The organism is Acidovorax sp. HMWF029, assembly GCF_003060895.1.
Lineage (GTDB): Bacteria > Pseudomonadota > Gammaproteobacteria > Burkholderiales > Burkholderiaceae_C > Acidovorax.
In genome coordinates, this window is the sequence record NZ_QAIH01000213.1 from 1 (window position 1) to 2,546 (window position 2,546).

2 protein-coding genes are annotated in these 2,546 nt (G+C 66.8%); both read left to right on the top strand.

Annotated features, from left to right (window positions below):
- Positions 1-958, top strand: a 958-nt coding sequence (locus DBR12_RS14840) for an MFS transporter (protein WP_199226696.1), incomplete at its 5' end; no start/stop codon positions are given.
- A 154-nt stretch (positions 959-1,112) separates the two neighbouring features.
- On the top strand, positions 1,113-2,228 hold the full coding sequence (gene hemE / locus DBR12_RS14845) for a uroporphyrinogen decarboxylase (RefSeq protein WP_108617965.1): 1,116 nt from the start codon (positions 1,113-1,115) through the stop codon (positions 2,226-2,228).
- The last annotated feature ends 318 nt before the right edge of the window (positions 2,229-2,546 follow it).

Consider the following 2,546-nt stretch of genomic DNA (forward strand, 5'->3'; position numbering starts at 1 on the left):
GCTGTGGGGCGGCACGTTGAGCGGACTGCGCTTTGCCTGGCACTCGCGCATGATCCTTGCGCAACTGGTGCGTGTGATGGCTTTCAGTGCAGCGGGCTCGGCCCTGTGGGCGCTGCTGCCGGTGATTGCGCAGCGACTGGGCACCGGGGCACCGGGCTTCGGTTTGCTGATGGGCTGCCTGGGCACAGGCGCCGTGGCCGTGGGCCTGGTGCTGGGGCGGCTGCGCGCACGTTTTGGCATGGAGGTCATCGTGGGCGCGGGCGGCATCGTGTTTGGCGCGGCCATGCTGGTGGCGGCGCTCACCAAGATCACGGCAGTGGTCTACATCGCCATGCTGTTTGCGGGCGCGGCCTGGATGTCGGCCATGTCCACCTTCAACACAGCCACCCAGGCCAGCGCACCGCAGTGGGTGCGCTCGCGCGCCGTGGCCATGCACATGGTTGCGGCGCTGGGCGCGTTTGCGATGGGCTCGGCGTTCTGGGGCGCGGCGTCGGACATCCTGGGCCTCACGCCCACGCTCTGTGTGGCCGCCGCACTCATGAGCGTGGGCCTGCTGCTGGCGCGCCCCATGCCGCTGCGCATGGGCGCGCTGCACGAGGTGACCCAGGCCACCCCCTGGGATGAACTCTTTATTGAAGCCGAACCCCTGCCCGAGGCTGGCCCCGTGGCGGTGGAGGTGGGCTACCGCATCGCCCCCGGCACCGACGCCGCCTTCCTCGACACCATCAGCCGCATGAAGGCCCCACGCCGCCGCGACGGCGCCACCTTCTGGCGCGTGTACAAGGACCTGGGCGAGCCCTCGCGCTATGTGGAGCGTTTCATCGTCGAGTCCTGGGCCGACTACCTGCACCAGCGCGCCCGCGCCACCATGGCCGACCAGGCGCTGGAGACCGAGGTGCGGGCGTTTTTGGCGCCGGGCGAAGTGGTGCGCATGTCGCACTACATCGCAGAAAGGTGAAGCCCCCCCTGAGCGGCTACTCCGCTTCCCCTCAAGGGGGACGCACCCGGCGGCCCGGCAAAGCCGGTTCCATGGGTGCACTGGCTTGATGCGCGTCAATTTCTGCTGCTGCGCCGGGTACCAAGGCAAGTGGTCGGCCTGCGACAATCGCAGGATGACCTTCGCCCCCCTTGCCAACGACACCTTTCTGCGTGCCTGCCGCCGCCAGGCCACCGACTACACGCCCCTGTGGCTCATGCGCCAGGCGGGGCGCTACCTGCCTGAATACAAGGCCACGCGCGCCCAGGCGGGCAGCTTCATGGGGCTGGCCACCAATGTGGACTACGCCACCGAAGTGACCCTGCAACCGCTGGAGCGTTTTCCACTCGACGCGGCCATCCTGTTCAGCGACATCCTCACCGTGCCCGACGCCATGGGCCTGGGCCTGTCGTTTGCCGAGGGCGAAGGCCCGCGCTTTGCAAAGCAAGTGCGCGACGAAGCCGCCGTGGCCACGCTGGCCGTGCCCGACATGGACAAGCTGCGCTACGTGTTTGACGCGGTCACCAGCATCCGCAAGGCACTGAACGGACGCGTGCCGCTGATCGGCTTTTCGGGCAGCCCCTGGACGCTCGCCTGCTACATGGTCGAAGGCAAGGGGTCGGACGACTACCGCCTGGTCAAGAGCCTGATGTACAGCCGCCCCGACCTGATGCACCGCATCCTGGCCATCAACGCCGACAGCGTGGCCGCCTACCTGAACGCCCAGATAGACGCAGGCGCTCAGGCTGTGATGATTTTTGACAGCTGGGGCGGCGTGCTGGCCGATGGTGCCTTCCAGCAGTTCAGCCTGGCGTACACCAAGCGCGTGCTGGCACAGCTCAAGCGCACCGGCGTGGATGGCACCGATGTGCCGCGCATCGTGTTCACCAAGGGCGGCGGCATCTGGCTGGAAGACATGAAGGACATCGACTGCGAGGTGCTGGGCCTGGACTGGACGGCCAACCTGGGCAAGGCGCGCGCCATCGTGGGTGGCCAGGCAGGCGGCCCGGGCAAGGCGCTGCAGGGGAACATCGACCCCAATGTGCTGTTTGCGCCGCCCGCACAGATCGAACAACAAGTGCGCCACGTGCTGGACAGCTTCGGCCCCCCCCACACCGACCGCAGCACCACCGGCCCCACCCACATCTTCAACCTGGGCCACGGCATCAGCCAGTTCACGCCGCCCGAGCATGTGGCAGCGCTGGTGGAGGCGGTGCACAGCCACTCGCGCGCGCAGCGCCAGCCGCGCTGAAGGCGGCCGGGGCCTGCGCAGCCGCACCAGTGCGGCATTCTCTGCACGCAAAGAGCGACTAGGCCCCCCACGCACCAAAACCCCACAGCCCCGCACCCGACGGGCTGACTTATGCACAAAACTGGAGCGGCACCGCCAACCCGCAGCGCACCATACATGCCACCATTGCGGTACCGGAAAGATTCGCAACAACCGCGTAAGTGATTGATTTCAAACGATCTGCATGACCTGCTTTTTTTGCGGGCATTCCAGCCAAAACGCCATCTTTCAAGGACTTGCGAGACAAACACAGGGGATATCAACAAAGTTATCCACAGA

Coding starts and splice junctions, on each gene's coding strand:
- hemE (WP_108617965.1), top strand. CDS start 1,113: ATGACCTTCGCCCCCCTTGCCAACGACACCTTTCTGCGTGCCTGCCGC.